The organism is Rhizobium sp. NPDC090275, from assembly GCF_044772225.1.
GTDB lineage: Bacteria > Pseudomonadota > Alphaproteobacteria > Rhizobiales > Rhizobiaceae > Rhizobium.
The window spans coordinates 528,015-542,267 of record NZ_JBIVYL010000002.1 but is presented as its reverse complement, the minus strand read 5'-3'; the positions used below and the strand labels follow the sequence as shown (position 1 = coordinate 542,267).

The following is a 14,253-nucleotide window of genomic DNA, read 5'->3' as shown; positions in this document are numbered from 1 at the left end:
GGCAGATGCTGGAATTCGGTGCGCCAAGCCGTTAGAGCACCTCCAGAAATTCTGCTTTTTGGGGATTTATGCCGCAAATGCATCAAAAGCAACCGATATCGATCGGAATTATCCTGGTGGCCGCAGGCCGGGGCGAGCGCGCCGGCGCATCCGTTGAAGGCCCGAAGCAATATCGCCGGATCGGTGGTAGGCCCGTCATTGCCCACACGCTCGAAAATTTCACGACATGGCCTCAAGTGACCGAGATCGTCGCCGTGATTCACGCCGATGACGAAGCTCTATTTGCGAAGGCAACCGCTGGTGTCACCTCCAAGCTGCCGATCGCCACTGTCCACGGCGGCTCGACGCGCCAGCAATCGGTGCTTTCGGGGCTTCGGCATCTGAAGGACAAGGGGATCACCCACGTCCTGATTCATGACGCCGTGCGGCCGTTCTTCGATCACGATCTGCTCGACCGCGTCGCGGCCACACTGGCTGTAGGCGCGCCTGCCGTGCTGCCGGCCATGCCGGTCGCCGATACGCTGAAGCGGGCGGATCAATCCGGTATCGTGGTCGAGACCGTGCCCCGCGCGCAGCTCTATGCGGCGCAGACACCGCAATCCTTCGACTTCGGCATCATCCTCGCCGCGCATGAGAAGGCGGCCGCCGCCGATCGCACCGATTTCACCGACGATGCGGCGATCGCCGAATGGGCCGGCCATCCCGTGACCATCGTCGAGGGCATGGCCGACAATGTAAAACTGACAGTGAGGCGCGATATCGCAATGGCCGATCAGAGACTTTCCAGCACACGCCTTCCCGATGTGCGCACCGGCAACGGCTACGACGTGCACCAGCTCGAGGCAGGCGACGGCGTGACGCTGTGCGGCGTCTTCATTCCCCACGACCAGAAGCTCAAGGGCCACTCCGACGCCGACGTGGCGCTGCATGCGTTGACGGACGCGCTGCTTGCCACCTGCGGCGCCGGCGATATCGGCGACCACTTCCCGCCGTCGGATCCGCAATGGAAGGGCGCTCCATCTCGCATCTTCATCGAGCATGCGGCCAAGATCGTGCGCGAGCGCGGCGGCACCATCATGAACGCCGACGTGACGCTGATTGCCGAAGCGCCGAAGGTCGGGCCGCACCGCGACACGATGCGCGCCATGCTTTCGGACTTTCTCGGCATCTCGATCGACCGCTGCTCGGTCAAGGCGACGACCAACGAGACGATCGGCTTCGTCGGCCGCCGCGAGGGGATCGCCGCCATCGCCACCGCCACCGTCGTCTATCAGGAGATTGCCCAATGAGCCTCTATCCCGCCGATATCCTGTCCGAGGCCGAAGCCATTATCAGGACATTCGGAGCGGCGGGATTGATGGTTTCGACGGCGGAATCGTGTACCGGCGGGCTGATCGCCGGCGCGCTCACGGAAATCGCGGGCTCGTCCGCTGTCGTAGACCGCGGGTTCGTCACCTATACGAACACCGCGAAGATGGAGATGCTGGGCGTCCAGGAAGCGACGCTTGCGCGCTTCGGCGCGGTGTCGGAAGAGACGGCGCGGCAGATGGTGCATGGCGCCCTCTTCCGCTCGCGAGCATCGATCGCTGTCGCGGTCACGGGTATCGCGGGGCCAGGCGGCGGATCGGCGGACAAGCCCGTTGGCCTCGTGCACCTCGCCGCGAAGTCACGCCACGGTGACCTCATTCACAACAAGATGCTCTATGGCGATATCGGCCGCGGCGAGGTTCGCCTCGCCACCGTCAGGACGGCGCTGGCGATGATCCGGCAGCTCGGGCCGCAGTAAGCTGGATCAGCTGTAGATCTTGCCGGCGCGCGTTTCGAAGGCTTCGGTGAACATCCGGAAGGCGCGGTCGAACATCGAGCCCATCAGGGCGCCGAGGATGCGGCTCTTGAACTCGTAGTCGATGAAGAAATGCACGTTGGAACCCGACGCCGTATCTTCGAAGCGCCAGCGATTGTCGAGATACTTGAAGGGGCCGTCGATGTATTTGACGTCAATGACGCGCTCGGCCTTGTTGAGCAGCACCTGCGTCGTGAAGGTCTCGCGGATCGCCTTGTAGCCGACCGTCATGTCGGCGATGAGGAGAACCTTGCCATCGCGCTCCTTGCGGCTGCGGATCGCAAGCCCTTCGCAAAGCGGCAGGAATTGCGGGTATTTCTCGACATCGGCAACGAGATCGAACATCTGGTCTGCGGAATGCGGGACGGGGCGGTGCGTTTCGAACTGAGGCATGACCGGCAGTTAAGCGGGCGCGCCAAGAAGATCAAGAAGGCGGCGCATTTCACGGTGCGATTTCAACTGAAGGACGGGCACATCGGGCTTGTATCGCTCGATGCCCGCAAGGATGAGCGGCGCCCAGCGTCGCTCGAAATTCCAGATATAGGTCAAGAACTCGCCATCCAGCTTTTCCGGGCAGCCCGGCGCCATCTCCGGCCGCGCCCTGCCCCGCCAACGAAGCCACCTGGTGGTGACACCGAGCAGACACCGCCAGCGCGGCAGCCGCACCCAGAGCACCATATCGGTGCGCGGCATCCTGAGATCGAAGGTCGAGGCGCCGGTCCCGTCCATCAGCCACCGCTCTTCGGCAACGGCCGCCGCGATCATCTCGCGCTCCTCGGCCTTCGGCCGTTTCACCCAGCCGGGCAGCCAATAGAAGTCGCGATCCATGGAGATGTGCCGCACGCCGAGCCGCGCGCCTAGGCGCTTCGACAGCGTCGTCTTGCCACCGCCCGAGCAGCCGATCACGAGGATGCGGTCGGCGCGGCTGACGAGGTTGGCGGCACTGGTGATATCAGTGACGAAATTCGGCATGTCTTTCCCTCCCGTAAGCAAAGACCGAATCAGGCTGTCATCCTAGCCGATGACGTCGAGGCGCTGAAGCAGCTGTCCCATCTGCGCCCTGCTCCTCAATTCGACGAGCGGTACATCAGGCCCATGCAGGCGGATGCCTTCCATGAATTCGGGCACATCGTCCCTCTCGAAATTCCAGACATAGGAGATGAACTCCCGGTCCGGCCATGTTCCAGGCACCCAAGCGCCATGTCGGGCCGCGTCCTGCCGCGATAGACGATGCCGCGCTTGAAGATGCTCCACAGGCAGAGCCAGCGCGACACCCTCACCCACAAGATGACGTCGGCGCGCGGCAGCCTGAGATCGAGCGTTCTCGGATTGTTGCCGTCGATGATCCAGCGGTCCTCGGTCACGATCCTGGCGATGATCTCGCGCTGTTCCGGCCTCGGTCTCGACACCCAGCCTGGAAGCCAGAACACCTCGCGGTCCATGGAGACGTAGCGAACGCCGAGAATGCGCGCGAGCTTCTGCGCCAGCGTACTCTTGCCGCCACCTGACGAGCCGAAAATGACGATGCGGTCGGCGCGCTTCAGGAGTTCGGCAGCCTCACCGAGATCGGTGACGTTCAGCCGATGCTTCGGTTGTTGCAACACGATGGCCTCTTGTCTGATTGCGGGGAGATCAGGCCGCCTGGACGGGTGTGGAAGGCTCTACCGCGATTATGCCTGCCAATTCTCGTGACCATGGCGTACGCGGATGATGAGAATACTGCCATCACCCAGCTCATGGTAGACAATCAAGTGAGCGCCGCAAGGATGTATCCTCACGGGTGGGGTGATTTCCTGGCGAAGCCGGGCGAGTTTCGGATTGTCCGCGAGTATTTCGAAGATATCGCCAAAATGACGGTGATAGCTGTCGGCTTGCGACTTGCCGAAAAGCCGAACGCCTGTCGCGTGAATAGTGCGAAGATCATGAGCGGCCTGACGCGACAGCCGGTAGCCCATAAGACCTATTCCGCTGCTTCGTTTAGCGACCGCAGAATGTCATCCATGGTTTCATCGGAGACACCGCTTGCCAGCCCCTCATCGACAAGAGCCTGCATGTTGGCGATCTTGCTCGCGCGCTCCTGGTCGCGGCGAACGAGGTCGCGGACGTAGTCGGACGCATCGGCATAGCGGCCGACGGCGGCCTGCTTTTCCAGCCAGGCCTTCATCTCATCCGGCACAGTCACGGTTACCACGGGCATGACGTGTTCCTTTGCTGCATTACCTGCCGCCGATAATGGCACAGCAGGCCCGCCAAGAGAACCGTCTTACTCCGCAGCCACCAGCAGCTTCTTCTCACGCGCCGCGCGCAGGCGGGCGAAGTCGTCGCCGGCGTGGTGCGAGGAGCGGGTCAGCGGGCTGGAGGCAACCATGAGGAAGCCCTTGGTGTAGGCGACGGTCTCGTAGGACTTGAATTCCTCGGGCGTGACGTAGCTCATGACAGCGTGGTGCTTACGGGTCGGCTGCAGGTACTGGCCGATCGTCAGGAAGTCGACGTCGGCAACGCGCAGGTCGTCCATCAGCTGCAGCACTTCGTTGCGCTCCTCGCCGAGGCCGACCATGATGCCAGACTTGGTGAACATGGTCGGGTCCAGTTCCTTCACCCGCTGCAGCAGGCGAACGGAGTGGAAGTAGCGCGCGCCGGGACGGACGGTCAGATAGTTGCCCGGAACGGTTTCCATGTTGTGATTGAAGACGTCGGGCTTGGCGGCGACGACACGCTCCAAGGCGCCGGGCTTCTTCAGGAAGTCGGGCGTCAGGATTTCGATGGTGGTCGTCGGCGACGCAGCGCGGATCGCCCAGATCACCTTCTCGAAGTGCTCGGCGCCGCCGTCTTCCAGATCGTCGCGGTCAACCGAGGTGATGACCACGTGGCTGAGGCCCATCTCCTTGACGGCCTTCGCCACGCTCTCGGGCTCGGCCATGTCAAGCGCGTTCGGCTTGCCGGTCGCGACGTTGCAGAAGGAACAGGCGCGCGTACAGATCTCGCCCATGATCATGAAGGTGGCGTGCTTCTTGTCCCAGCACTCGCCGATATTCGGGCAGCCGGCTTCCTCGCAGACGGTGACGAGCTTGTGCTCCTTCACGATCGAGCGGGTTTCGGCGTAGCCTTTGGAGGTCGGCGCCTTGACGCGGATCCAGTCCGGCTTGCGCATGACTTCCGTATCCGGGCGATGCGCTTTTTCCGGGTGCCGCACGCGCTTTTCAGCGTTTGGATTGATCCTGTCGAGAATAGTTACCATCAATAACCTGCCTTCAAACCGCCGAAACGGCCTCTTTCGTCAGCGTCTGACGAGTTTTGCCAGAAATAGCAAGATACAAGAGCCGATGAAACCCGTCACAAGGTAACCCTGCCAACCGCTGGCGACATAGATGCCGGCGCGGGCAAAGATCGCGCTGCCGATGACAGCACCGACGATGCCGATGACAATGTTCATCAGAACGCCAAAGCGTATGCCCATCAAAATGCCCGCGAGCCAGCCCGCCAAGCCGCCGACGATGATCGCCGTAATCCAGCCCACACCTTCCATCCGGTCCTATCCCCTCAAGCTATCGCCCTTGCGATCAACACCACGATGATGGCGCCGACCGTGGCATGAATGATCTGCACCACAAGCGCATTCTCGATACCGAGCGAGATCCCCAGCGCGTTGAAGAGAAAGCCTCCGACGAACGCGCCGATGATGCCGCTGAGCAGGCACCGTATCAATCCGCCTCCGCCAACGATCAGGCTGGCGAGGAACCCCGCGACCAGACCGATCAGGAGGAAGATGACGAGTGCCTGCGTACCCATGGACATGATGATTTCCTTTCGCTTTTTCCAGTCCGAGATTGAACGTGGTTCAATCCGTCATAGAGAGCGGCGCAGAAAATTATCAAGCGTTGAGGACGCGACCGTAAGCATCCAGAACCGCTTCCTTCATGGTTTCGGAAACCGTCGGATGCGGGAAGATGGTGTGCATCAGTTCTTCTTCGGTCGTTTCCAGGTTCATGGCGACGACGAAGCCCTGGATGAGTTCGGTGACTTCGGCGCCGACCATGTGGGCGCCGAGCAGTTCGCCGGTCTTCTTGTCGAAGATCACCTTGCAGAGACCCTGGTCCTCGCCGAGCGCGATCGCCTTGCCGTTGGCAGCAAAGGAGAAGCGGCCGACGCGGATATCGCGGCCGGCTTCCTTGGCCTTGGCTTCCGTCAGGCCGACGGAGGCGACCTGCGGGTGGCAGTAGGTGCAGCCGGGGACCTTGCCCTTGTCGGTGGCGTGAACATTCGACAGGCCGGCGATCTTTTCGACGCAGACGACGCCTTCGTGCTCGGCCTTGTGGGCAAGCATCGGCGGGCCGGCGACGTCGCCGATGGCATAGATGCCGGCGATGTTGGTCTTGCCGTAGCCGTCGATGACGACGCAGCCACGGTCGGTCTTGACGCCAACGGCTTCAAGGCCGAGGTTTTCGATGTTGCCCTGGACGCCGACAGCCGAGATCATGCGGTCTGCGGTGATCTGCTGGACCTTGCCGTCAGCGGTCTCGACATGCGCGGTCAGGCTATCGGCGGCCTTTTCGACCTTGGTGATCTTGGCGCTGGTCAGGATCTTCATGCCGCGCTTCTCAAGCTGCTTGCGCGCGATCGCGGTGACTTCGACGTCCTCGACCGGCATGATGGTCGGCATGACCTCGACGACCGTAACGTCGACGCCCATGGAGCGGTAGAAGCTCGCGAACTCGATGCCGATGGCGCCCGAGCCCATGACGATCAGCGACTTCGGCAGGGCTGCCGGCTTCATCGCTTCGAAATAGGTCCAGATCAGCTTGCCATCCGGCTCGATACCCGGCAGCGCGCGCGGGCGGGCGCCGGTCGCGATGATGATGTGCTTGGCAGTGTAGGTGCCCTCGCCCTTGACGTTCTTCGGAACCGGGTTCTGCGGCTCGACGACGGGCTTGGAGGACTTGCCGACGACGATCTCGCCCGGCTTGGTGATCTTGGCTTCACCCCAGATCACATCGACCTTGTTCTTCTTCATCAGGAAGCCGACGCCGCCGTTGAGGCGCGCCGAGACACCGCGCGAGCGGGCGACAACGGCCTTCACGTCGGCGCTCATCTTGCCTTCGAGCACGAGACCGTAGTCCTTGGCGTGGTTGGCGTGGTCGAGCACTTCGGCCGAGCGCAGCAGTGCCTTGGTCGGGATGCAGCCCCAGTTCAGGCAGATGCCGCCCAGGTGCTCGCGCTCGACGATCGCGGTCTTGAGACCGAGCTGGCTGGCGCGCACAGCGGCCACATAGCCGCCGGGACCGGAGCCGATGATGATGACGTCGTAATTCTCAGCCATGTTTTCCTGCCTTTGTTATCGGGCGTCGCGGGTGAGAAGCACCCACTCGTGTTTCCTGCTGCTTTCGAAAAGAGACATCGCATTCTGCCGCGCCGCTTCCGAAAATCCATTCTTCTTGTAAAGCGACAGAGCCGCTTCATTGTCACTTGCGGTGATCAGACTGACCGGCAGCGTCCCTGCCCTGTCGATCTGGTCTTTCAGTATTTCCCTGCCGATCCCGATGCCTCGCAGATGGCTATAGACGCCGAGCGTTGCAATGAACCAGCTGCCAACAACCTTCTTCTGCAGGTCGATCACCGGCTGCAAAGCCACGCGGTCGACCTCCATGCTCTTTACGTCCTCGCCCAGCGCGTAACCGATCGCCGCGCCCGCCGTCTCTCCGTAGGCTTCGGCCAGCACCGCTTGGCGCCATGTGCCGTAACCTTCGTCCCGACGCATCTTCAGCCGGCCAAGCTCCATCGGCGTATCGCTGCCGGTGCCGCCGAGCTCACCCAGCCAGAGCCAGGACGCGAAACCATGCGAGGCAATGTCCGAGAGGATCGCCAGTTCGGCCGCGTCATCCCGTGTGGCGGGACGCAGCGTCACGAAAGACGCCACCGTCAAAGCCCCAACATCATCCGCACGGTCGATTCCATGCCACGCCCGAGAGCGCGGGTATTGTCGGCGTCGAGATGGATGCCGTCGAGCGGCGTCGTCTTGGCGACCGAATTGCCGTCGAAGAAACCGCAGCCGAGTTCGTCGGCGAGGTCCCGATAGAGCGTTGCCAGCATCGCGGATTCCTCGATGCCGCCGATGAAGGAGGCCGCGAAGGGCACGTTGGCCGTTTCGCAGATCCTCGGTGGCGCGACGATCAGGATATCCGGCGCGTCGAAATCGAACGGCCAGGCGTGGTTGCGGATCAGCCGCACCAGCCGGGCAATGCCCTGGCATGCGGCGAATGCCGATCCGGCCACGACATTCTTCATGTCGTTGGTGCCGAGGAGCAGAATGACGAGATCGAGCGGCGCATGCGTCTGCAGGATGGTCGGCAGGACGCGGGCGCCATTGCGGTCGCAATCAGCAAGATGGTCATCGAAGGCGGTCGTCCGCCCGTTCAATCCCTCGGCGATAACCCGGACTTCGTTGCCGAGTGCAGCCTGAAGCGCACTCGGCCAACGATCCTTGTAGTCATGACGGCCGACGGAAGCGGCGTCATAACCCCAGGTCAGGCTATCACCATAGCAAAGAACGGTCTTCGTCATTTCCGCCTCCGCTGTTTCGTCAGACGAGCATGCCCATCGGGTTTTCGATGTAGCCCTTGAACGCCTGCAGCAACTCCGCGCCCAACGCGCCATCGACGCAGCGATGGTCGGTCGACAGCGTGACGGTCATCACGGTTGCGACAGCAAGCTGGCCGTTCTTGACGACCGGGCGCTGCTCGCCCGCGCCGACCGCGAGGATCGTTGCGTGCGGCGGGTTGATGACGGCGGCGAAGTGCTTGACGCCCATCATGCCCATGTTGGAGACCGACGAGGTGCCGCCCTGATATTCCTCAGGCTTCAGCTTGCGATCCTTGGCACGCTTGCCGAGGTCGCGCATCTCGTTGGAGATGGCCGACAGGGTCTTTTCCTCGGCCTTGCGGATGATCGGGGTGATCAGGCCGCCCGGGATCGAGACAGCAACGCCGACATCGGCGTGCTTGTGCTTGACCATGTTGGCTTCGGTCCAGGAGACGTTGGCATCCGGAACGTCGCGCAGAGCAAGCGCCATGGCCTTGATGACCATGTCGTTGACCGACAGCTTGTAGGCCGGCGCGCCTTCCTTGCGGGGAGCGGCGTCGTTGAGCTGGGCGCGCAGCGCCAGCAGCGCGTCGAGCTCGCAATCCACGGTGACGTAGAAGTGCGGCACGGTCTGCTTGGATTCGACCAGGCGCTTGGCGATGACCTTGCGCATGCCGTCATGCGGCACGAGTTCGTAGGAACCCGGCTCGAACAGCTTGAGAACGGTCTCGTCGGATGCGCCCTTCGGTGCGGCGGCAGGAGCCGATGCGGCAGCCTGCGGAGCTGCGGCAGGGGCAGCCTTTGCACCACCGCCAGCGACGGCGGCCTCGACGTCGCTCTTGACGACGCGGCCATGCGGGCCGGAGCCTGCGACAGCTGCGAGATCGATACCGGCTTCCTTCGCCAGACGACGCGCGAGCGGCGAGGAGAAGGTGCGGTTGCCGCCCGTGGAAGCAGCGGCAGGCGCTGCTGCGGGTGCCGGGGCAGCCGCGGGGGTTGCGGCCGGAGCCGGAGCGGCTTCGGTCTTTGCCTCAGCCTTCGGCGCTTCGGCAGCCTTCGGTGCCGGAGCAGCCGAGCCAGCGCCGCTGGCGGCGGCAGCGACATCTTCGCCATCGGCGGCCAGAACGGCGATCAAGGCATTGACCTTGACGCCTTCGGTGCCGGCGGGAACGACGAGCTTGGCGACGACACCTTCGTCGACCGCTTCGACTTCCATCGTCGCCTTGTCGGTTTCGATCTCGGCGATGACATCGCCAGACTTAACCGTATCGCCTTCCTTGACCAGCCACTTGGCGAGGTTGCCCTCTTCCATGGTCGGAGACAGGGCAGGCATCGTGATGTTGATAGGCATCGAAATACCCTTCCCTTGTTACTTGTAGCAGACGGCTTTCACGGCCTGGACGACTTCGTCGACGCTTGGCAGCGCAAGCTTTTCGAGGTTGGCGGCATAAGGCATCGGAACGTCCTTGCCGGCGATCGTCAGAACCGGCGCATCGAGATAATCGAAGGCCTGCTGCATGACGCGGGTGGCGATTTCGGTACCGACCGAGTTCTGCGGGTAGCCTTCCTCGACGGTGACGAGACGGCCGGTCTTCTTGACCGATTCGATCACGGTCGGCAGGTCCATCGGACGCAGCGTGCGCAGGTCGATCAGTTCGACGTCGATGCCGATCTTTTCGAGTTCAGCGACGGCCTTGGTGGCATAGGTCATGCCGATACCGAAGGAGACGATCGTGACGTCCTTGCCCTGACGGTGGATGCGGGCCTTGCCGATCGGGAGAACGAAGTCGTCCATCTTCGGCACGTCGAAGTGCTGACCGTAGAGGATTTCGTTTTCAAGGAAGACGACCGGGTTCGGATCGCGGATCGCAGCCTTGAGCAGGCCCTTGGCGTCGGATGCCGTGTAAGGCATGACGACCTTGAGGCCCGGGATCTGGCTGTACCAGGCCGAGTAGTCCTGGCTGTGCTGAGCGCCGACGCGGGCAGCGGCACCGTTCGGGCCACGGAACACGATCGGAGCGCCCATCTGGCCGCCGGACATGTAGAGCGTCTTGGCAGCGGAGTTGATGATCTGGTCGATCGCCTGCATGGCGAAGTTGAAGGTCATGAACTCGACGATCGGCTTCAGGCCGGACATCGCAGCACCGACGCCGACGCCGGCAAAGCCGTGCTCGGTGATCGGGGTGTCGATGACGCGGCGGGCGCCGAATTCCTGCAGCAGACCCTGGGTGACCTTATAGGCGCCCTGGTATTCGGCCACTTCCTCGCCCATGACGAAGACATTGTCGTCAGCGCGCATTTCCTCGGCCATGGCGTCGCGAAGCGCTTCGCGAACGGTCATGGAGACCATTTCGGTGCCGGCGGGAATTTCGGGATCGTTCGGAACCTGAGCCTTGGGCTCGGCCGGAACCGGCGCTGCGGCAGCGGCGGGCGCTTCAGCGGCCTTCGGTGCCGCGGCGGCGGCCGGCGCAGCAGCAGCAGGTGCAGCCGAGATGTCGGATGCGGATTCGCCGTCCTGCAGGAGCACAGCGATCTTGGCATTCACCTTGACACCTTCGGTGCCTGCGGCAACGAGCAGCTTGCCGATGACGCCTTCGTCGACGGCTTCGACTTCCATCGTCGCCTTGTCGGTTTCGATTTCGGCAATGATGTCGCCGGAGGTGACCTTGTCACCTTCCTGCTTCAGCCACTTGGACAGCGTGCCTTCTTCCATCGTCGGAGAGAGGGCGGGCATGAGAATATCGATTGGCATGGGTCTACCCTCCCCGATTACAGCAGAATGTCGGTGTAGAGCTCGGATGCATCCGGCTCCGGTGCGGCCTGGGCGAAGTCGGCGCTATCGGCGACGATGTCGCGAACGTCCTTGTCGACCGCCTTGAGATCGTCCTCTGAGGCCCAGCCCTTTTCAATGAGGCGTGCCTTGACCTGCTCGATCGGATCCTGCTCGGAGCGCATCTTCTGCACTTCTTCCTTGGAGCGATACTTCGCCGGGTCGGACATGGAGTGACCGCGATAACGATAGGTCAGCATTTCGAGAATGATCGGACCCTTGCCGGAACGGCAATGCTCGAGCGCCTCGTCGGCCGCAGCCTTGACGGCGCGAACATCCATGCCGTCGACCTGGACGCCGGGGATGCCGAAGCCGGAACCACGCAGCGAGTAGTTCGACTGCGCCGTCGCGCGGGCCGTGGACGTGCCCATGGCGTAACGGTTGTTTTCGATGATGTAGATGATCGGGAGCTTCCACAGAGCAGCCATGTTGAAGCTCTCGTAGACCTGGCCCTGGTTGGCGGCGCCGTCGCCGAAATAGGCGATCGAGACGCTGTCATTGCCGCGATAGCGGTTGGCGAAGGCGAGACCGGTGCCGAGCGACACCTGTGCGCCGACGATGCCGTGACCGCCGTAGAAATGCTTCTCCTTGGAGAACATGTGCATCGAGCCGCCCTTGCCACGGGAGTAGCCGTCGATGCGGCCGGTCAGCTCGGCCATGACGCCGCGTGCGGTCATGCCGGTTGCCAGCATGTGACCGTGGTCGCGGTAAGCGGTGATGACCTGGTCACCTTCCTTCTGCGCCATCTGCATGCCGACGACGACAGCTTCCTGACCGATATAAAGGTGACAGAAACCGCCGATGAAGCCCATGCCGTAAAGCTGGCCCGCCTTCTCTTCGAAACGGCGGATGAGTAGCATTTCGCGATAAGCCTTGAGCTCTTCGTCACGATCGAAATCGGCCACCGGGCCGCCATTCGATGCCTTGGCTGCGGGCTTTGCGCTTGTCTTACGGCTGGAAACGGTCGCGTTTTTTCGCGGAGCCATTCAACCCTCCCTATGGGTTTATCGGTTCTTGGGTGGTGCGCACCATAAGGAAGAAATTTCGCCGCAGCAATGCCATAATTGCATGGCTCGTATTCATCAATAAGCCATTGATAAATATCAATTTATTTCGATTAACCGGAATCCAGTTAATTCGAATAATGATTGAATATGACGACCTCATCGGCGCGGGAGAAGTTCAGCTGAAGACGGGCCTTCTCGTCCAGCATGTCCCTATCCATGGAACCATCACTTAGGAGCGCCACCTGCTTTTCAAGGTGTTCGCGCTTATTTTTAAGCACGGCCAGCTCTCTTTCGCGCGTGATGCGCTGGCGCTCGAACACTTCGGTCGCGCGCAGGCCGTAGTCGCCATGGATGCAATGGTAGCCGAAGTAGGAGAGAAACGCGACCGCCATCGCCGGAATGACGAAACGGCCGATCTTTTTCTTCTTATGATGCTTGGTCCACATACACGCATTCTCGAAACGCATTACCCTTGACCAGAAGACTACCGGGCAGAGATTAACCGTCCGTTGACTATGAACGCGGCGCAACAAAAAACCCGCGCCGGTGAAGGCGCGGGTTCCAAATGCCTGAAATAAGACGACTTAGCCGCGAAGGATCGAACGGCCGGCGTACTGGGCCTGCGGGCCGAGGCCCTCTTCGATGCGGATCAGCTGATTGTACTTGGCAAGACGATCCGAACGCGACAGCGAGCCGGTCTTGATCTGACCGCAGTTGGTCGCAACGGCGAGATCGGCGATCGTGCTGTCTTCGGTTTCGCCCGAACGGTGCGACATGACGGCGGTGTAGGCTGCCTTGTGCGCGGTGTTGACGGCGTCGAGCGTTTCCGTCAGCGAACCGATCTGGTTGACCTTGACGAGGATCGAGTTGGCGACGCCCATCTTGATACCATCGCGCAGGCGAGCCGAGTTGGTGACGAAGAGATCGTCGCCGACGAGCTGAACCTTCTTGCCGGCCAGATCCGTCAGAGCCTTCCAGCCATCCCAGTCGTCTTCAGCCATGCCGTCTTCGATCGAGATGATCGGGTACTGGGCAGCGAGCTGTGCCAGGTATTCGGCCATTGCGCCCGGCTCCAGCGTGCGGCCTTCGCCTTCCAGAACGTACTTGCCGTCCTTGAAGAATTCGGTCGAGGCGCAGTCGAGGCCGAGGTGGATGTCTTCGCCAGGCTTGTAGCCGGCTTTCTCGATCGACTTCATGATGAAGTCGAGGGCTTCAGGAGCGCTCTTCAGGCCCGGTGCGAAACCGCCTTCGTCGCCGACGTTGGTGTTGTGACCCTGGGCAGCCAGTTCCTTGCGGAGCGTGTGGAAGACTTCCGAGCCCATGCGAACGGCTTCGCGGATGGAATCAGCGCCTACAGGCAGGATCATGAATTCCTGGAAGTCGATCGGGTTGTCGGCATGCGCGCCGCCGTTGATGATGTTCATCATCGGAACCGGCAGCAGGTGCGCGGAAGCGCCACCAACGTAGCGGTAGAGCGGCAGGCCGGCAGCTTCAGCGGCAGCCTTGGCAACGGCCAGCGAAACGCCGAGGATGGCGTTGGCGCCGAGGCGCGACTTGTTCGGCGTGCCGTCCAGTTCGATCATGATGTTGTCGATCTGGATCTGGTTTTCAGCGTCGATGCCGCCGATGGCGTCGAAGATTTCCGTGTTGGCGGCTTCGACGGCCTTTTCGACACCCTTGCCGAGATAACGCTTGCCACCATCGCGGAGTTCGACGGCTTCGTGCGCGCCGGTCGACGCGCCCGACGGAACGGCGGCGCGGCCCATGCTGCCATCTTCGAGATAGACATCGACTTCGACGGTGGGATTACCACGGCTGTCGAGAATCTCGCGGGCGATAATATCGGTAATAGCGGTCATCGGCTCTTCTCTGCTTGAGGGTGGATAAATCGTTTGAAATTCGTCTTTAATCGAAGATGCGCAAATTACAATGGCAGTTCGGAGCCGTTTTGCGCATGCTTCGCCGCTTTATTCCTCGTGGCCTAATACACGAACGTG

At 62.0% G+C, this 14,253-nt stretch carries 17 protein-coding genes and 1 pseudogene; 2 read left to right on the top strand and 16 right to left on the bottom strand.

The annotated features are described in order from the left end of the window. Positions 1–68: 68 nt before the first annotated feature. Both ACIQUB_RS06985 and ACIQUB_RS06980 read left to right on the top strand, forming a co-directional pair. Entirely contained in the window at positions 69–1,289 is a 1,221-nt protein-coding gene (locus tag ACIQUB_RS06985) for a bifunctional 2-C-methyl-D-erythritol 4-phosphate cytidylyltransferase/2-C-methyl-D-erythritol 2,4-cyclodiphosphate synthase (RefSeq protein ID WP_113235807.1), read from the top strand. Then, positions 1,286–1,786 (top strand): CinA family protein, encoded by a 501-nt coding sequence (locus ACIQUB_RS06980; RefSeq protein ID WP_113235808.1) that lies wholly within the window; start codon positions 1,286–1,288, stop codon positions 1,784–1,786. The genes ACIQUB_RS06985 and ACIQUB_RS06980 overlap by 4 nt, the downstream gene beginning before the upstream one ends. 6 nt (positions 1,787–1,792) lie before the next feature. Here the strand turns inward: ACIQUB_RS06980 and ACIQUB_RS06975 are convergent, their stop codons facing one another. The 16 genes and pseudogenes from ACIQUB_RS06975 to eno all read right to left on the bottom strand — a co-directional run bounded on the left by ACIQUB_RS06975 (position 1,793) and on the right by eno (position 14,115). Further along, positions 1,793–2,236 (bottom strand): type II toxin-antitoxin system RatA family toxin, encoded by a 444-nt coding sequence (locus ACIQUB_RS06975; RefSeq protein ID WP_018899977.1) that lies wholly within the window; start codon positions 2,234–2,236, stop codon positions 1,793–1,795. A gap of 9 nt (positions 2,237–2,245) precedes the next feature. Next, positions 2,246–2,815, bottom strand: a complete 570-nt coding sequence (locus ACIQUB_RS06970; RefSeq protein WP_402929016.1) for an AAA family ATPase — start codon at positions 2,813–2,815, stop codon at positions 2,246–2,248. A 42-nt stretch (positions 2,816–2,857) separates the two neighbouring features. Beyond that, positions 2,858–3,444: pseudogene (locus ACIQUB_RS06965) on the bottom strand (AAA family ATPase). 69 nt (positions 3,445–3,513) lie between these two features. Next, positions 3,514–3,798 carry a type II toxin-antitoxin system RelE/ParE family toxin gene (locus ACIQUB_RS06960; RefSeq protein ID WP_113235810.1) on the bottom strand — a complete coding sequence of 95 codons (285 nt, stop codon included), beginning with the start codon at positions 3,796–3,798 and terminating at the stop codon, positions 3,514–3,516. A 5-nt stretch (positions 3,799–3,803) separates the two neighbouring features. Next, entirely contained in the window at positions 3,804–4,040 is a 237-nt protein-coding gene (locus ACIQUB_RS06955; protein ID WP_113235811.1) for a type II toxin-antitoxin system ParD family antitoxin, read from the bottom strand. 66 nt (positions 4,041–4,106) lie between these two features. Beyond that, a complete protein-coding gene (gene lipA, locus ACIQUB_RS06950; RefSeq protein ID WP_037178038.1) occupies positions 4,107–5,081 on the bottom strand; it encodes a lipoyl synthase in 975 nt (324 codons plus the stop codon). A 39-nt stretch (positions 5,082–5,120) separates the two neighbouring features. Continuing rightward, positions 5,121–5,369, bottom strand: coding sequence for a GlsB/YeaQ/YmgE family stress response membrane protein (locus ACIQUB_RS06945; RefSeq protein WP_047510257.1), 249 nt, complete (start codon positions 5,367–5,369; stop codon positions 5,121–5,123). Positions 5,370–5,383: 14 nt separating this feature from the next. Beyond that, complete coding sequence (locus tag ACIQUB_RS06940; RefSeq protein ID WP_065694341.1) at positions 5,384–5,638, bottom strand: GlsB/YeaQ/YmgE family stress response membrane protein; 255 nt, start codon at positions 5,636–5,638, stop codon at positions 5,384–5,386. 76 nt (positions 5,639–5,714) lie between these two features. Further along, positions 5,715–7,160 carry a dihydrolipoyl dehydrogenase gene (gene lpdA, locus ACIQUB_RS06935; RefSeq protein ID WP_113235812.1) on the bottom strand — a complete coding sequence of 482 codons (1,446 nt, stop codon included), beginning with the start codon at positions 7,158–7,160 and terminating at the stop codon, positions 5,715–5,717. A 15-nt stretch (positions 7,161–7,175) separates the two neighbouring features. After that, positions 7,176–7,757 carry a GNAT family N-acetyltransferase gene (locus ACIQUB_RS06930; RefSeq protein ID WP_162737372.1) on the bottom strand — a complete coding sequence of 194 codons (582 nt, stop codon included), beginning with the start codon at positions 7,755–7,757 and terminating at the stop codon, positions 7,176–7,178. A 2-nt stretch (positions 7,758–7,759) separates the two neighbouring features. Beyond that, positions 7,760–8,401, bottom strand: coding sequence for an SGNH/GDSL hydrolase family protein (locus ACIQUB_RS06925; protein ID WP_113235814.1), 642 nt, complete (start codon positions 8,399–8,401; stop codon positions 7,760–7,762). 19 nt (positions 8,402–8,420) lie between these two features. Beyond that, positions 8,421–9,770 carry a pyruvate dehydrogenase complex dihydrolipoamide acetyltransferase gene (locus tag ACIQUB_RS06920; RefSeq protein WP_113235815.1) on the bottom strand — a complete coding sequence of 450 codons (1,350 nt, stop codon included), beginning with the start codon at positions 9,768–9,770 and terminating at the stop codon, positions 8,421–8,423. Between the two features lie 18 nt (positions 9,771–9,788). Next, positions 9,789–11,171, bottom strand: coding sequence for a pyruvate dehydrogenase complex E1 component subunit beta (locus tag ACIQUB_RS06915; protein WP_113235816.1), 1,383 nt, complete (start codon positions 11,169–11,171; stop codon positions 9,789–9,791). A 17-nt stretch (positions 11,172–11,188) separates the two neighbouring features. Next, complete coding sequence (gene pdhA / locus ACIQUB_RS06910) at positions 11,189–12,235, bottom strand: pyruvate dehydrogenase (acetyl-transferring) E1 component subunit alpha (RefSeq protein WP_018899990.1); 1,047 nt, start codon at positions 12,233–12,235, stop codon at positions 11,189–11,191. A 146-nt stretch (positions 12,236–12,381) separates the two neighbouring features. Further along, positions 12,382–12,702, bottom strand: coding sequence for a septum formation initiator family protein (locus ACIQUB_RS06905; protein ID WP_113235817.1), 321 nt, complete (start codon positions 12,700–12,702; stop codon positions 12,382–12,384). 138 nt (positions 12,703–12,840) lie between these two features. Then, positions 12,841–14,115, bottom strand: a complete 1,275-nt coding sequence (gene eno, locus ACIQUB_RS06900) for a phosphopyruvate hydratase (RefSeq protein ID WP_065694334.1) — start codon at positions 14,113–14,115, stop codon at positions 12,841–12,843. Between the last annotated feature and the right edge of the window lie 138 nt (positions 14,116–14,253).

Coding starts and splice junctions, on each gene's coding strand:
- ACIQUB_RS06985 (WP_113235807.1), top strand. CDS start 69: ATGCCGCAAATGCATCAAAAGCAACCGATATCGATCGGAATTATCCTG.
- ACIQUB_RS06980 (WP_113235808.1), top strand. CDS start 1,286: ATGAGCCTCTATCCCGCCGATATCCTGTCCGAGGCCGAAGCCATTATC.
- ACIQUB_RS06975 (WP_018899977.1), bottom strand. CDS start 2,236: ATGCCTCAGTTCGAAACGCACCGCCCCGTCCCGCATTCCGCAGACCAG.
- ACIQUB_RS06970 (WP_402929016.1), bottom strand. CDS start 2,815: ATGCCGAATTTCGTCACTGATATCACCAGTGCCGCCAACCTCGTCAGC.
- ACIQUB_RS06960 (WP_113235810.1), bottom strand. CDS start 3,798: ATGGGCTACCGGCTGTCGCGTCAGGCCGCTCATGATCTTCGCACTATT.
- ACIQUB_RS06955 (WP_113235811.1), bottom strand. CDS start 4,040: ATGCCCGTGGTAACCGTGACTGTGCCGGATGAGATGAAGGCCTGGCTG.
- lipA (WP_037178038.1), bottom strand. CDS start 5,081: ATGGTAACTATTCTCGACAGGATCAATCCAAACGCTGAAAAGCGCGTG.
- ACIQUB_RS06945 (WP_047510257.1), bottom strand. CDS start 5,369: ATGGAAGGTGTGGGCTGGATTACGGCGATCATCGTCGGCGGCTTGGCG.
- ACIQUB_RS06940 (WP_065694341.1), bottom strand. CDS start 5,638: ATGTCCATGGGTACGCAGGCACTCGTCATCTTCCTCCTGATCGGTCTG.
- lpdA (WP_113235812.1), bottom strand. CDS start 7,160: ATGGCTGAGAATTACGACGTCATCATCATCGGCTCCGGTCCCGGCGGC.
- ACIQUB_RS06925 (WP_113235814.1), bottom strand. CDS start 8,401: ATGACGAAGACCGTTCTTTGCTATGGTGATAGCCTGACCTGGGGTTAT.
- ACIQUB_RS06920 (WP_113235815.1), bottom strand. CDS start 9,770: ATGCCTATCAACATCACGATGCCTGCCCTGTCTCCGACCATGGAAGAG.
- ACIQUB_RS06915 (WP_113235816.1), bottom strand. CDS start 11,171: ATGCCAATCGATATTCTCATGCCCGCCCTCTCTCCGACGATGGAAGAA.
- pdhA (WP_018899990.1), bottom strand. CDS start 12,235: ATGGCTCCGCGAAAAAACGCGACCGTTTCCAGCCGTAAGACAAGCGCA.
- ACIQUB_RS06905 (WP_113235817.1), bottom strand. CDS start 12,702: ATGTGGACCAAGCATCATAAGAAGAAAAAGATCGGCCGTTTCGTCATT.
- eno (WP_065694334.1), bottom strand. CDS start 14,115: ATGACCGCTATTACCGATATTATCGCCCGCGAGATTCTCGACAGCCGT.